Source organism: Streptococcus sp. KHUD_015 (assembly GCF_051106265.1).
In the GTDB taxonomy this organism is placed as follows: Bacteria; Bacillota; Bacilli; order Lactobacillales; family Streptococcaceae; genus Streptococcus.
Genome location: NZ_CP193665.1, coordinates 1,156,986 through 1,170,272 on the forward strand (window position 1 = coordinate 1,156,986; position 13,287 = coordinate 1,170,272).

The window sequence follows — 13,287 nt, forward strand, 5'->3', positions numbered from 1 at the left end:
CTATGGTAGATTGAAATAAAATCTAGAGAAATCAATTAATTATAAAACATTATTAAAAATTGATTTGAATTTCGAATCCAAGGTGTTCAATTTTTATTTCATTCCATTATAGATAAAAGAAAAAGATTGAAGAAATTTGTCCAAAGAGCCACATTTTCTTCAATCTACTTTTGCTTATTTTAATAAGTTCCTTCTTCACCTTGACTAGTCAAGATAACAGGTCCATCTTTTGTAATGACAAATTGGTGTTCATATTGACAAGATAGACCACCGTCGATGGTCTTATGCGCCCAACCAGTTTTCATATCTGTATCAATTTCCCAGTCACCTGTATTGATCATCGGTTCAATAGTCAAGACCATTCCTTCACGGAGACGAAGTCCACGACCAGCAATACCATAGTTAGGAACCATTGGTTCTTCGTGCATGGTTGGGCCAACACCATGACCAACCAAATCACGCACTACACCGTAACCACGACTTTCAGCGTATTCTTGAATAGCCGCACCGATATCACCGATACGGTTTCCAACAACAGCTTGCTCAATCCCCTTATACATGGCTTCTTTAGTTACATCCATCAGATTTTTCACTTCTTCGGACGGTGTGCCAACAGCATAAGCCCAACATGAGTCTGCTAAACCACCAGAATAGCTCTGAGTGTATTTTTTCATTTGTTCAACATTGTTAAAGTTTAATTTTGAGACATTCAGGTCAGATTTAGCAATGGGACCTCCCAAAACCATATCAACTTTGAGCAAATCACCATCTTTCAAGATATAGTGACGAGGGAAAGCATGAGCCACTTCATCATTAAGAGAGCAGCAGGTAGCATAAGGATAGTCCATCATTGCACCGTCAACTCCAATCTGAAGCGGAAGGAAATTTTCTTCCTTACAACGACGGCGAACATACTCTTCTACTTCCCACATATCTAGGCCAGGCTTAATCAAATCACGTAAGCCGATATGAATACTTGCTAGAAAATCACCAGCCTTGTCCATAGCTTCGATTTCACGAGCTGATTTTAATGTTATCATTTTTTCTCCTAGTTTCTAATTAATTTTAACGGTTACATTTGCTTTTGAAACAATCTGATGACCATGATAAATATCATAATCAATAATAGCTGATCGTCTAGTATGGTGGATAATGCGTGCTTGAATGCGCAGTATATCATCTATCTGAACAGCCTGCAAAAAGTAGATTAGCATCTGCTCGATGATGAGATTGCGCCCACTATTCACAACTAAATCTTGGGTCATGTGGGTCAGAATTTCTGCCAATACACCATTAGCCAAGACACCGTTCTTCTCCAGCATAAAGGGTTCAACTGTGATGACTACTTCATCATGATGATAAGAAAGTTTTTGACCAATCTGCTCAGAAAAAGTCGGTAGAGCCGAAACTTGGGAACGACTCATCTTCTCCATGACATCGCGTCGTGTCACAACTCCAAGCAAGGTTTGATTGCTTCGAATAACTGGTACCATTTCAAAATCTTCAGCAATCATTCGTTGACTGACATTGGCAATATTTGTCGATAATCCGACTAAAAAGAGGCTACGAGACATGACCTTATCAATTGTGGTACTTGGTGACTTATCACCTGCATCCCTCATGGTTACCACTCCCACCACAACATGATGTTGGTTAATAACTGGAAAACGACTGCTTCGATTCTTACGTACTAAGTCCAAATAATCTTTGACTGTATCGGTTTCTCTTAGAAAACCATACTCATGACTCGGACGGTAAAGTTTCTCAACTGTCAAAATATCTGTTTTGATTTGGACATTTGACAAGGCTTTATTGATCATGGTCGCCACAGTGAAAGTATCATGCTTGCTTCTCAGAACAGGAATCCCTTTTTGATTAGCCAGTTTTAGTACATCATCATGAACCTGAAATCCACCTGTAACGAGAACCGCATTTTCGTTTTCCAAGGCTAACAACTGAATACGGGTCCGGTCTCCGACAATCAAGAGCCCACCATCATGAAGATAAGACAAGATATTTTGTTCAGTCATAGCACCGATTGAGAACTTGCTAAATTCTCTCTCTAAACCTTCTTGCCCAGCCAGAACCTCAGAAGAAGTCACTTCTGCAATTTCTGCAAAAGTTAATCTTTCAATAGCAACTTTCTGGGATTTAACACGGATAGTACCACTTCTAGGACGGGTCTCCACAAGTCCACGATTTTCAGCTTCTTTAATGGCCCGATAGGCCGTTCCATCACTGACCCCCAGATGGTTAGAAATACTACGAACACTAACCCTCTTTCCGACAGGCAATTCTTCCAAATAGCTTAGAATTTCCTGATGCTTACTCATTGAATTCTCCTTTTACATACCGAAATTCAAGATAATCCCGCATTTTTCTTGTGTAGCGATCACTTCCCTTAAACTGACGAGTCAAACGGAATCCAGACTTTAGAGCAACCTTTTGACTCGCTTCATTTTCAAGGTGGGTAATGATGGATAATTGTTTTAAACCAAATTCCTCAAAAGAAAGCTGACAAATTTTTCTAACAATCTCTGTCATAAATCCTTGCGACCAAGCATCTTTTCTCAAAAAATAGCCAAGCTCAGCTTCTTTTTTGATTTCATCTAACTTCTCAAATTTAATAGAACCAATCATTTGTTGATTTTTTTGGTCACAAATTGCCCACACTCCCAAAGGGGACTTCATAAAATAATTCGCTAATGCATATTGACTTTCTTCCAGACTTGCCTGAGTTGGGAAAATAAATTGAAGATTTTCTGGATTTGAGGCTATCTCGTGGAAGTCCTGACTATCACTAAAAAAGAAAGGACGCAAATACAAGCGATCCGTTTCAAAAAAAGAAAACATTGCTAATTTGGTCCAAATATTCATAAACACCCCTACGGTTTAATCTTCGACTAGTTTAATATCTGCTCCTAGATTACGTAATTTTTCAATAATATCAGAATAACCACGTAAGATAAACTCGATATTTGTAATTTCAGTTTTACCTTCAGCCATAAGCCCAGCAATGACTAGTGCAGCCCCAGCTCGTAGGTCAGTCGCTTTAACACTGGCCCCACGCAAACTACGTCCACCCGTGTACAAAATATGACCATTTGTTGTCGAAATGTCCGCATCCATCTTTGCTAGTTCAAAAACATGATTTACACGTTTTTCGTAAATCGTATCGACAATTGTACCACGACCATTCGCTCTTAGTAAAAGTGGGGTAATAGGTTGTTGCAAATCAGTTGCAAAGCCTGGGTAAGGAGCTGTCTTAATATTGATTGCTTTCAAATTAGACTGCTCTTCGACAAAAATGCTGTCTTCAGATACAGTCATTCTCACTCCCATTTCTTCCAGCTTAGCAATGAATCCTTCTAAGTGTTCGTATAGTACATTATTTATACGAATCCCCTTGCCGACTGCAGCAGCTAAAGATATATATGTTCCAGCTTCAATACGATCTGGAATCACCTGATGACGCGTTCCATGTAATCTTTCAACACCATCAATAATGATGATATTAGTTCCTGCCCCACGGATGTGGGCACCCATATTATTCAAGAGAGTTGCAACATCAATAATCTCAGGTTCACGGGCTGCATTTTCAATAATAGTACGACCATTCGCTTTAACCGCAGCAATCATCGTATTAATCGTTGCACCGACACTAACTGTATCCATGTAAATACTTGCGCCATGAAGTCCTGTATCTTTAGCAGATAACTTCATGTTATCTCCCTCGTAGCTAACAGTAGCCCCCATAGCTTCAAAAGCCTTAAGGTGTAGGTCAATCGGGCGAGGACCAAGGTCACACCCTCCAGGCAAGCCAACTGTGGCTTCACCAAAGCGACCTAAAAGACTTCCATAAAAATAATAAGATGCACGAAGACTATTGATTTTTCCATAAGGCATTGGAATATTTTGAACACCTCTTGGGTCAATCTCCAATACATCGTCATAACGCTTAACAGTAGCTCCCATCAATTCCATGATTTCGACAAGACTTGCTACATCCGAGATATCTGGAACGCAATCCAAAGTCACCACATCATCAGCCAATATAATAGCTGGAATTAAGGCCACAACGCTATTTTTAGCACCACTAATAGTGATTTCACCTTGTAGTGGTAATCCACCATTGATAACAATTTTTCTCATTCTAAGTTTTTAATACTCTTTCAAGATTTCTAATAAGGTCTTTAAAATAAATTATATCATAAATGCAACCTTTTTTCCATCCTTTTCAATTTTATAGTTGCTTAGTTTTAAACAAAAGCTATGATATATAGTACAGATTTTAAACAAGGAGCATTAGATTACATCAAAGAGGGACACCGCCATGTCGAAGCAGCTAAAGTTTTTGATGTTGGCGTCAGAACTCTCTTCACGTGGGAAAAGAAAGACGTGAACAAGGATACTTAGAGCGAAAAAAACGAGTCGTCAAAAAGCGGAAAATTCCTTTAGAGGAATTAAAAGCATTTGTAGAGGCTCAGCCAGATGCTTTTTGACGGGAAATTGCGGCACATTTTGATTGTGCTGTTCCTTCAGTATAGGCAGATTTAAAGCAGATTCATGTCACTTTAAAAAAGACGACTAGCTTTAAGGAACAAAATCCAGAGAAAGTCGTTGAGTTTCTTTATATTTTGAATATCCTAAAAGATTTACCAGTCGTATATATTGATGAAACAGGAATCGACCGCTACCTCTATCGTCCTTATGCACTGGCTCCTAGAGGGGAGAAAGCCTATGAAAAGATTAGTAAACGGCGTTTTGAGCGGACTTCAATTGTTGCAGGACAAGTAGACGGAGAGTTTATAGCTCCTATGATTTACAAGGAAAGTATGACGAGTGACTTCTTTGTGAAGTGGTTCAAAACGCAACTCCTGCCTGCTTTGAAGACCCCTCATATCATTGTCATGGACAATGCTAGTTTTCATCCCAAGAACATTTTAGATGAACTTTGCATTCAAGATAAGAACTTTTTCTTACCTCTACCACCTTATTAAGCAGATTTGAATCCTATTGAGCAAGCTTGGGTTATCTTGAAAAAGAAAATGACGGATTTATTAAGGGAAGTTCCAAATATTTTTGAATGTTTGAAACGCTTTTTTAAAACTAAATGACTATAAAAGTAAAAAAGCTTTAAATCAAGCAGTTTAGACTATTGATTTAAAGCTTTTTGCTTATTCCCAATCTTTTGTAGAATACTATTAGCCATGTACAAAAAAATCCTATTTCTATAAAAAATGTGTAAGAAACTATTACCTTATTAGCTAAGTAGCTCACCAAAACCAACCTTCACTATCGTCAATGGCTTGGGCTTCTTTGCGTTTTCGTGGGCCTGTTCCGTACATTTCTGCTTCGATCTCTTCCTTGGTTGGCATGATAGAAGCTAGAATGATATAGATAATCACCCCAAGTCCAAAGTTTGCGACTGTAAAAATGGCAAACAGAAAACGAACAAGGGTAACATCAAAGTTCCACTTATCTGACAGACCTGCCAGAACTCCTGAAATCATGCGATTTCTTCTCATTTTATAAAATTTACTGTTCATGGTATTACCTCTTTCTACTAGGTTGGACATAGTATAGCACGGATAGGCTCGGCTTTCATCAGTCCTCAGGCTGATTTATTAGTAGCAATTTACCTCGACAAAGTCCACAGCGATAGCGTTTGGTATCAATCCTTCGCTTGCGCTGATACCTTTGCTGGCAGGATTGACAACGATAAAACTTGATTGGCTTGGAGTTGCTATTTGGCAAGGTTGGCACAAAGCGTAATCCATCCACCGCTTTCAAAAGTTCCTTAAAATCCCGATCCTTGTGTTGATAGCCCTTCCCTTGAAAATAAAGGTGATAATGACAGAGTTCATGGCGGACAATTTTCCTAAAAACGTCCAACCCCAGTTCCTGATAAACCTTAGGATTAAAATCCAAATGCCCATCTTTTGGGAAAAACCGCCCACCTGTCGAACGTAGACGAGAATTCCACTGGGCTTGATGGATAAAAGGTCTGCCGAAGTCTTCTAGTGAAACCTGCTTGACGTAATCAGTCAGTTTCATTTGGAGCTAGAAGCGACAGATTAACTTTTTCCCGTTCAGTATCGATTTTCTTGACCCAAACGGTCACCAAATCACCAACGGATACCACTTGGCTAGGGTGTTTGATAAATTTGCGACTCATGTGGGAAATATGAATCAATCCGTCGTCATGAATCCCAATGTCAACGAAGGCACCAAAGTCAACGACGTTACGCACCACACCTTCTAGTTTCTGACCAACCACTAAGTCTTTGATATCTAGGACATCTTGGCGAAGCACAGGTGCATCAAAGGAATCACGGAAATCTCGACCTGGTTTTAGAAGATCTGCAATAATATCTTTAAGAGTTTCTGGACCAAGGTCTAGCTCTGGCGCCATATCTTTAATTGAAAGGGATGTGAGTTTGCCTTGGGCTTGTTCGTTTAAGTCTTTAATATCTAAACGTTTGAAGAGTTCCTTAACGGCAGTGTAGTTTTCTGGGTGAACTCCTGTATTATCAAGAATATTGTTACTTTCAGGGATACGGAGGAAACCAGCTGCCTGTTCAAAAGCCTTGGCACCCAGACGAGGAACTTTCTTAATTTGAGCGCGCGAAGTGATTTTTCCTTCTTCCTCACGGTATTTGACGATATTTTCAGAAATAGTTTTATTGAGTCCAGCCACGTGAGAAAGAAGAGCTGGACTGGCTGTATTGATGTTGACACCGACTTGGTTCACCACCGTATCCACGACAAAGTCCAAACTTTCAGACAGTTTCTTCTGGCTGACATCGTGCTGGTACTGACCAACACCGATTGACTTAGGATCGATTTTGACCAATTCAGCAAGAGGATCTTGCAAACGACGGGCGATAGAAATAGCTGAGCGTTTTTCGACGGTTAAGTCTGGAAACTCCTGACGAGCAAGTTCACTGGCAGAGTAGACAGAAGCACCACTTTCATTGACAATGACATAGCTGACTTCAGGGAAATCTTTCAGAACTTCCGCTACAAAAGCTTCACTTTCCCGACTGGCAGTTCCATTTCCGATAGCAATAATTTCCACGCTATATTGACCAATCAAATCTGCCAAATCTTTCTTGGCTTCTTCGATTTGACGGGCTGATGCGGGTTTAACAGGATAAATGACTTGAGTCGTTAGCATTTTCCCCGTCGCATCAACGACAGCCAACTTGGCACCTGTACGAAAGGCAGGGTCAAATCCTAGAACCACGCGCCCTTTCAGTGGAGCAACTAAGAGGAGATTGCGCAGATTTTCCGAAAAGAGTTGGATAGCTCCTTCTTCTGCTTTCTCAGTTAATTCTGTCCGAATGCGACGCTCGATAGCAGGCAAGACCTTTTTCTTAACTGACTGCTGAACTACTTCATCTATATAGGCGTTTTTGACCTTGAAACGAGCGGCAAAGAAGGCAAGAATACGGTCCGTTGCATGTTCAAAACCGACCTTCAAGACACCTAGCTTCTCCCCACGATTGAGGGCCAAGGTACGATAACCCTGCATATTTCCAACCGTCTCTGAAAAATCATAATAGATCTGAAAAACCTGCTTTTCATCAAGACTTTCATCCTTGACTTGAGAAGTGAGTTTAGAGTGTCTCAGCACCTCCTGATAAGTCATGGCGCGCAGTGTCACATCTTCCGATAAGGCTTCGACTAAGATATCAACTGCACCAGCCAAAGCTTCCTTACCAGTCGCAAATCCTTCACAGACAAACTTTTCAGCTTCTTTCTCTAAGTCAGCTACATTCTGCAAAATCAAGCGAGCAAGTGGAAAGAGCCCTGCTTCACGGGCAATGGTTGCCTTGGTACGACGCTTTTCCTTATAAGGAAGATAGAGTTCTTCAACGTCTGCTAATTTTTCGGCAGCTAAGATAGCTTCTTCCAATTCCTTGGTCAACTTACCTTGTTCTTGAATCTTAGCTAAGACAGCCTCCTTACGGTCGTTGAGGTTGGTCAGACTTTTATCCAAGTCAATAATGGCCTTAATCGCCACCTCATCCAGACTACCAGTCATGTCCTTGCGATAACGCGCGATAAAGGGAATAGTCGCCCCTTCAGCTGTCAAACTTAGAACGGTATCAATTTGCTTTAAAGTCACTCCCAAATCTTGGGAGATTTTTTCATATTTTTTATCCATAAATCTATTATACCACAAGCTGGAAGGCTTGCTCCAATCCTTTTCAACTATCGAAAACAAATTAAAAAACGCCCTTTTCCTTAAAATAATAGTATAATAGAGGTAGAATTTAGAATCGAGGTACACCTATGGCTGTAAAATTTACAAAACGAGACGACTTGGACAAGATGTTTGAAGAGTTTGCTAAACTCCCAGATTTGAAACAAGTTACTTTCCCTGATGACAAAGAGAAGAAATCCAAAGCAGAAAAGAAAAACTAGATGACTGCTTTCCAACAACTCCCATCTAGTGTGCTTCAGACTGGGGCTATTTTCCTCTCCATTATCATTGAAGCCCTTCCCTTCGTTCTGATAGGAAGTATTCTTTCAGGACTGATTGAGGTTTATATCACACCTGACAAAGTTTATCATTTTCTCCCTCGAAATCGTTGGGAGAGGATCTTTTTTGGGACCTTCGTTGGGATACTTTTCCCTTCTTGTGAATGTGGAATCGTCCCCATCATCAATCGTTTTCTGGAAAAGAAGGTTCCCAGTTACACGGCTGTTCCCTTTCTCGTAACAGCGCCTGTTATCAATCCTATTGTTCTCTTTGCGACCTATTCTGCCTTTGGCAACTCCTTCCATGTCGCCCTGTTACGAGCTCTAGGTTCCATTGTAGTAGCTGTTATACTTGGAATTTTTCTGGGATTTTTCTGGCAAGAACCAATTCAGAAAGAAAATCGTCTGGCCTGTCATGAGCATGATTTTTCTCACTTAAGCCCTGCAAAAAAAGTTTTTCAGGTTTTTGTGCAGGCCATTGATGAATTTTTTGATACGGGACGTTATTTAGTATTTGGCTGTCTCTTTGCCTCTGTTATACAGGTTTATATTCCGACTCGGATTCTGACCTCTATCAGTGCGACTCCTCTTTTTGCCATCCTGCTCTTGATGCTTTTGGCCTTTCTTCTTTCGCTCTGTAGTGAGGCGGATGCCTTTATCGGGGCTTCTCTACTCTCTAGTTTCGGTTTGGCACCAGTTCTGGCCTTTCTCGTCATTGGTCCAATGCTGGATATCAAAAATATTCTCATGATGAAAAATTACTTGAAAGCACGATTTATTAGTCACTTCATTACGATTGTGACTCTTGTCGTCTTAGTGTATTCTCTTTTGATTGGAGTCATCCTATGATTCGATTTTTAGTTTTAGCTGGCTATTTTGAACTGACCATTTATCTCCATCTGTCGGGCAAATTAAACCAGTACATCAACATGCACTATTCCTATCTGGCCTATATTTCCATGGTGCTTTCCTTTATCTTGGCAATTGTCCAGCTGTATATCTGGATGAAGCAAGTTAAAACCCATAGTCATCTGAACAGCCGATTGGCCAAGGTGACAGGTGTTGCTCTTCTGGCTATTCCGATTGTCGTCGGTTTAACTTTCCCAACTGTTAGCTTGGATTCTCAGACTGTTTCTGCCAAAGGATATCATTTCCCCTTATCGGAAGGAACGGATCAAGCCATTCAGACAAGTGAAGGGACGACAAGCCAATATTTGAAACCAGATACCAGTTCTTATTTTTCAAAATCAGCCTATGAAACGGAAATGCGAACTGCGGCGGATCAATACTTGTCCCAAGATAGCATTCACATCACGAATGAAAACTATATGGAAGTCATGGAAGCTATCTACGACTATCCAGATGAGTTTGAGGGCAAGACAGTCCAGTTCACAGGCTTTGTCTATAACGACCCCAGTCATGCCAATAGTCAATTTCTGTTCCGCTTCGGCATTATTCACTGTATCGCAGATTCTGGTGTCTATGGATTACTGACCAAGGGAAATACCCGGCAGTATGAGAACAACACCTGGATAACAGCCAAAGGAAAACTGGTCAATCACTATCATAAAGAACTCAAACAAAACCTCCCAACCTTGGAAATCGAAAGCTTTACCAAAGTCGATAAACCAGAAAATCCCTATGTGTATCGAGCTTTTTAAGGAAAGTAAGACAAAACGAACAAGTTCTCTTCTGAATGACAGAAAAAGAGCCTGTTCGTTTTTGTTGAGTCTAGGTAGACTTTTATTCTATATTAATTATCACTATTCAATCACTATCTCAGAGAGAATAAGAGAACCACTCATTAATCATACTAGCGATTTCTTTGGGGGCTTCAGTATAAATCTCATGGCCAACGTTCTCTAGAAAAATAGTATCAAAATAGTCTGGCAATTCTTTTAGGGCTTCCTCTCTCCATGTAGCTTCATTAGGATAGCGAGGACTGATAAACAAGGTATCTCCCACTTCTCTCTTAAAAGCTTGTATTTTCCTCCGTAGGCGGAGTATCGCTTCTATATTTTCATAATTTATAGCTAACTCATATCTATTATCCTCAGAATTCCAGCGATAGGACTGTTTTACAGCTTTCTCCATATTTTCTGACCAATGCTTTGCTTCAGATTTTTCTTTAGAAATAAGAATATCTAAGTCCGAAATGATTTGAGATTTGATATAGTTTTTAGTTTCCTCTAATTCCACATCTAAAGTTAAAATCTTATCTAAATCTAGATAGCCACCATCCAAAAGAATCAGTTTCTCCACTTCTTCAAATTCCGATGCGAGATAACGAGCCAAATCACCCCCGAGAGAATGACCTATCAGACAGATAGATTCTTCATCTACAATCTCATTTTTAAACCATGATTTCAATTCTGTTTCATCTCGAAGATGCTTTTCATATGGATTTAGAAAATAGACCTGCGAATCTAGCTCTTGAAGAAAATCCTTGCTATGATAGACATTGCTTCCCAAACCGCCAATAAAAAATGTTCTCATCCAATTACTTAATACTATGCTTATTCATCTTTTGTTCAAAGATAGTTGTGATAATCTGACGCAATTCTTCGCGTTCTTTTTCTGGAATCTCACCACTTGTTTGAGCTGCAGCGTAGAGCTCAGGGTGTTCAATTGAAATGCGTTTAATAGTACGTGTTGTAGCATGTTTTCTGACGAAAAATGGGATTCGCTTAATCAAGTCTTGTGGTACTAGCGCAAGAATCTTCTCAGCAGTTTCCTTGTCACTAATCTTAGACGTAGTCAGCCCCTTCTTAATCATTTCCTGTTCTTTTTCTGTAAAATCTTTTAATTCCATTCGATTAGTCCTCCTATTTTCTTTAAGTTAAATTATATACCAATTGTAGCAAGACGACAAATAGTCTGTTTGTAAAATGATCTTTATATTACAATTTTCCTGTCACTCTTAATTGCTCTTTAATGAAAAATCACAAATCCTTTTGGAGAGATGACAAGCTGATTCTCCAATTCTTGGCAATTGCTTGCTAGTGCTACTACTTCTTTCTCTAAAAGATACTCTTCTCTTGATTGGTTAAAGATGGCTTTAAGGACTCGGCCTTCGTATGTCCATTCCAGAGCTACTACATCAGCTTTAATTTCTTTTAGGTTATACTTGCCATGCGGAATGATTGCTGACGCATATTTCCGTATCTGGATCAGCTTCTTCATGAAATTCAGCATATCATTGTCACTTGAGACACGTTCCCAAGGCATACAACGACGACAATCTGGGTCTGGACCGCCAGTTAAGGCTAACTCTGTTCCGTAATAGATACAGGGTGTTCCTTTTTGTAAAAAGAGAAAGGCTAGGGCTGATTTAACCAGTTGAGCGTCTTCATTGGCCGTCCACAAGATTCTCTCTGTATCATGAGAATCCAAGAGATTAAACATAACCTCTGAAATCTGCTGTTTGTAATACATAGACTGACCATTGATTTCATCGATGAACTGATCAGTCTTCTTAATTCCTCGTAAGAAATAGTCCTTGATACTATCAGATAAAGGATAATTCATGACAGCATGGAACTCATCTCCATTTAGCCATGGCTGAGACGTATGCCAGACTTCTCCTAAAATATAAATATCAGACTTTTTAGCTAAAACTGCCTTTCGAAAATCCTTCCAAAATTGATGGTCAATCTCATTAGCCACATCCAAACGCCAAGCATCGATATCAAACTCTTCAATCCAATAAGTCGCAACCTTTAAAAGATAATCCTTAACCTCTGGATTGGCTGTATTTAGCTTAGGCATATAGTCCTCAAAACCAAAAGCATGATAGGGTAACTCTCTCTTATTGGCTAGCTTTTCAGTTGTCACTGGGAATTGTTGGATATGGAACCAATCCCTATAAGCAGATTGCTCACCATTTTTGACAACATCTTGCCATTGAGGAGATTGCGAACCAATATGATTAAATACAGCATCCAGCATGATTTTCATACCTCGCTGATGCGCTTGCTCGACCAGTTCCCGAAAAGTCTCCTTGTCTCCAAAATGACGGTCAATTTCAAAGTAATCTGTCGTATTGTACTTATGATTGCTCGTAGATTCAAAGATCGGACAAAGATAAAGTCCAGTAATGCCCGAGTCTTGCAAGTAATCCAGATGGTCAATAATCCCCTGTAAATCACCACCAAAGAAATCATCACTCTGAGGTGTGATAGATGATTCCCAGTCTAAAGTCCCTTCTGGGTTTAATTGAGCATTTCCATTGGCAAACCGCTCAGGAAATATCTGATACCATACCGTATTTGAAACCCAGTCAGGAACCTGGCATGAATCAATTTCATGAAGATAAGGCAACTTAAATCCATTTCCAATGGCATGAAGATTTTCTAGAGAATTTTCCACACAACCTTTATCACCATACAAAATACTTTGACCTTCTGTATCCGTGACTTCAAAGAGATACTGGATACGTGCAAAGTCAACTGACACTTCAACCTGCCAATAGTCAAATAAGGCATCAGAAGTTATCTTGGCCATTTGCTTTGTATCCTGATAAAACTCCTCCATAAAGATAAAAGGGTCCCCATAATGCAAGATAATGCTTTCAATATCCTCTTTCTTAGTTCGAATCCGAATATGAAGTTTCTTATCCTTATAAAGATAGGCAAACTCCGACTCAGGCCTGTGGTAAATGGCTGTTAATTCCATTGTATTTGTCTCCTGATTTACTTGGTTGCATTTACGACGCAAACGTTTTCATAATTGTGATTCTAGTATACTACTTTCGTATTTTATTTTCAAGGCTTGTCCGTAGATTCTAGTGGTTTGGTT

At 39.7% G+C, this 13,287-nt stretch carries 13 protein-coding genes and 1 pseudogene; 4 read left to right on the forward strand and 10 right to left on the reverse strand.

What is annotated here, in order from left to right:
- Window positions 1-179: 179 nt before the first annotated feature.
- The 4 genes from ACORHU_RS05275 to ACORHU_RS05290 are packed head-to-tail and all read right to left on the reverse strand — an operon-like array spanning window position 180 to window position 4,152.
- Entirely contained in the window at window positions 180-1,040 is an 861-nt protein-coding gene (locus ACORHU_RS05275) for a methionyl aminopeptidase (protein ID WP_000631534.1), read from the reverse strand.
- Between the two features lie 15 nt (window positions 1,041-1,055).
- A complete protein-coding gene (gene spxR, locus ACORHU_RS05280) occupies window positions 1,056-2,333 on the reverse strand; it encodes a CBS-HotDog domain-containing transcription factor SpxR (protein ID WP_000033839.1) in 1,278 nt (425 codons plus the stop codon).
- Window positions 2,326-2,877 carry a GNAT family N-acetyltransferase gene (locus ACORHU_RS05285; protein ID WP_001028723.1) on the reverse strand — a complete coding sequence of 184 codons (552 nt, stop codon included), beginning with the start codon at window positions 2,875-2,877 and terminating at the stop codon, window positions 2,326-2,328. The genes spxR and ACORHU_RS05285 overlap by 8 nt, the downstream gene beginning before the upstream one ends.
- Before the next feature lie 15 nt (window positions 2,878-2,892).
- The gene (locus tag ACORHU_RS05290; protein WP_049531334.1) at window positions 2,893-4,152 is read right to left on the reverse strand and encodes a UDP-N-acetylglucosamine 1-carboxyvinyltransferase; all 1,260 of its coding nucleotides are present in this window, start codon (window positions 4,150-4,152) and stop codon (window positions 2,893-2,895) included.
- A 120-nt stretch (window positions 4,153-4,272) separates the two neighbouring features.
- Between ACORHU_RS05290 and ACORHU_RS05295 the strand changes: the two are divergent.
- Window positions 4,273-5,117 (forward strand): annotated as a pseudogene (locus ACORHU_RS05295) (IS630 family transposase).
- A gap of 159 nt (window positions 5,118-5,276) precedes the next feature.
- Here ACORHU_RS05295 and ACORHU_RS05300 read toward each other — a convergent pair.
- From ACORHU_RS05300 to ACORHU_RS05310, 3 genes are read right to left on the reverse strand one after another with little or no spacing between them, the layout of a single operon-like run.
- Complete coding sequence (locus ACORHU_RS05300) at window positions 5,277-5,549, reverse strand: PspC domain-containing protein (protein WP_001085045.1); 273 nt, start codon at window positions 5,547-5,549, stop codon at window positions 5,277-5,279.
- A 58-nt stretch (window positions 5,550-5,607) separates the two neighbouring features.
- Complete coding sequence (locus ACORHU_RS05305; protein WP_434363806.1) at window positions 5,608-6,057, reverse strand: SprT family protein; 450 nt, start codon at window positions 6,055-6,057, stop codon at window positions 5,608-5,610.
- A complete protein-coding gene (locus ACORHU_RS05310) occupies window positions 6,044-8,173 on the reverse strand; it encodes a Tex family protein (protein ID WP_434363807.1) in 2,130 nt (709 codons plus the stop codon). Before ACORHU_RS05310 ends, ACORHU_RS05305 begins: the two co-directional genes overlap by 14 nt.
- 128 nt (window positions 8,174-8,301) lie before the next feature.
- Between ACORHU_RS05310 and ACORHU_RS05315 the strand changes: the two genes are divergently transcribed.
- From ACORHU_RS05315 to ACORHU_RS05325, 3 genes are read left to right on the forward strand one after another with little or no spacing between them, the layout of a single operon-like run.
- The gene (locus ACORHU_RS05315) at window positions 8,302-8,433 is read left to right on the forward strand and encodes an SPJ_0845 family protein (protein ID WP_004245481.1); all 132 of its coding nucleotides are present in this window, start codon (window positions 8,302-8,304) and stop codon (window positions 8,431-8,433) included.
- Complete coding sequence (locus ACORHU_RS05320) at window positions 8,434-9,339, forward strand: permease (protein ID WP_434363808.1); 906 nt, start codon at window positions 8,434-8,436, stop codon at window positions 9,337-9,339.
- Complete coding sequence (locus tag ACORHU_RS05325) at window positions 9,336-10,151, forward strand: TIGR03943 family putative permease subunit (RefSeq protein ID WP_434363809.1); 816 nt, start codon at window positions 9,336-9,338, stop codon at window positions 10,149-10,151. The genes ACORHU_RS05320 and ACORHU_RS05325 overlap by 4 nt, the downstream gene beginning before the upstream one ends.
- A gap of 118 nt (window positions 10,152-10,269) precedes the next feature.
- Here the strand turns inward: ACORHU_RS05325 and ACORHU_RS05330 are convergent, their stop codons facing one another.
- From ACORHU_RS05330 to ACORHU_RS05340, 3 genes are all read right to left on the reverse strand, one after another.
- Window positions 10,270-10,986, reverse strand: coding sequence for an alpha/beta hydrolase (locus tag ACORHU_RS05330; protein ID WP_434363811.1), 717 nt, complete (start codon window positions 10,984-10,986; stop codon window positions 10,270-10,272).
- Window positions 10,987-10,990: 4 nt separating this feature from the next.
- Window positions 10,991-11,302: a hypothetical protein gene (locus ACORHU_RS05335; RefSeq protein ID WP_000420556.1), complete on the reverse strand. Its 312-nt coding sequence runs from the start codon at window positions 11,300-11,302 to the stop codon at window positions 10,991-10,993.
- Window positions 11,303-11,421: 119 nt separating this feature from the next.
- Entirely contained in the window at window positions 11,422-13,164 is a 1,743-nt protein-coding gene (locus ACORHU_RS05340) for a glycoside hydrolase family 13 protein (RefSeq protein WP_434363812.1), read from the reverse strand.
- Window positions 13,165-13,287 lie beyond the last annotated feature (123 nt).